The organism is Janthinobacterium woesei (assembly GCF_051380875.1).
Taxonomy (GTDB): Bacteria; Pseudomonadota; Gammaproteobacteria; order Burkholderiales; family Burkholderiaceae_D; genus Janthinobacterium.
Genome location: NZ_JBNYXW010000056.1, coordinates 1 through 1,002 on the forward strand (window position 1 = coordinate 1; position 1,002 = coordinate 1,002).

Annotated in this window: 1 protein-coding gene; it reads right to left on the reverse strand. The window is 64.5% G+C overall.

From position 1 onward, the window contains the following. Window positions 1-875, reverse strand: an 875-nt coding sequence (gene istA, locus ACQ4W6_RS25735; protein WP_436569989.1) for an IS21 family transposase, incomplete at its 3' end; no start/stop codon positions are given. Window positions 876-1,002: the final 127 nt, after the last annotated feature.

Genomic DNA, 1,002 nt, shown 5'->3' on the forward strand with positions numbered 1-1,002 from the left:
GCCACCCGGGCGTTGAGCCGCCCGAACACTTCGGCGACGAATTGCCGGTACGCGTCGAGGTCGGCGAAGTCGCGGTGCCCGCGCAGCAGCAGCGCCTGTTCCATGGTGCGCTTGAGCGTGCCTTGGCGCGCTTCAATCGAACCGTTCTCATGGCTCACACCAAGGTTGTTGCGGCTCGGTCGCATCCCGTAGTGGACGCACAGCGCCGCGTAACGCCGCGTCAGCAATTCCTGTTCGGCCTTGTTTTTATAGGCCGCCGCCAGGCTGTCAGTGCGATGTTCTTCCGGTACGCCGCCCATCATCCACGCCGCGTTCTGCAAGCCTGACGACAGGGCCGCGAAGCTCTCGCCGCCGAGCACCACTTCGACGTAACGCCAGCCCGAGTAGGCCAGCGCAAACTGGTACAGCAGGTGCATCAGCGCCACGCCGGCCACTGTCACCTGCAGCACGGCGGCGTGCGTGAAATCGGACAGGCCGAGCCGGCCCGGCGGGTGCTCCTGCGCGAAGAACACTTCATGTTCGCCGCCGTGGCTGGCGCCCCAAGTGCGTACCCGGCGTTGCAACGTGCGCAGCAGCGCGTCGTCGTACTGCCCCGGATGGCGCCGCTGTATCTCCTCCAGCAACGTCGTCGCCGTCAGCGCCGGTGTGGCCTCCAGCAGCGGCACGATCTCGCTTTGCCAAACCGATTCAAAGGGATCGGCACGCGTGCGCCAGGTGCGCGATCCGCGTTGCGACGGCAGAGCGTCGGTGCTGTCGAGACGGCGTGCGGAACGCACGCTGATGCCGGTCTTGGCCGCTGCGGCCTCCTGCCCGAACTTGGTTCTGAGTTTCTTGTAGATGCCCACTTGGTGATCTCCAATGCGTTTGCCGGCCACTCGTCGCCTCCCCAGCTCCATGCTGAATGAAACAACTGTAAACCTCGCTTCCGCACCGGACCGGTTTCAGGTGATAAACCGGCCAAGATAGTTGTCGTCTACCGGCCAAGATAATTGTCGCTCACCA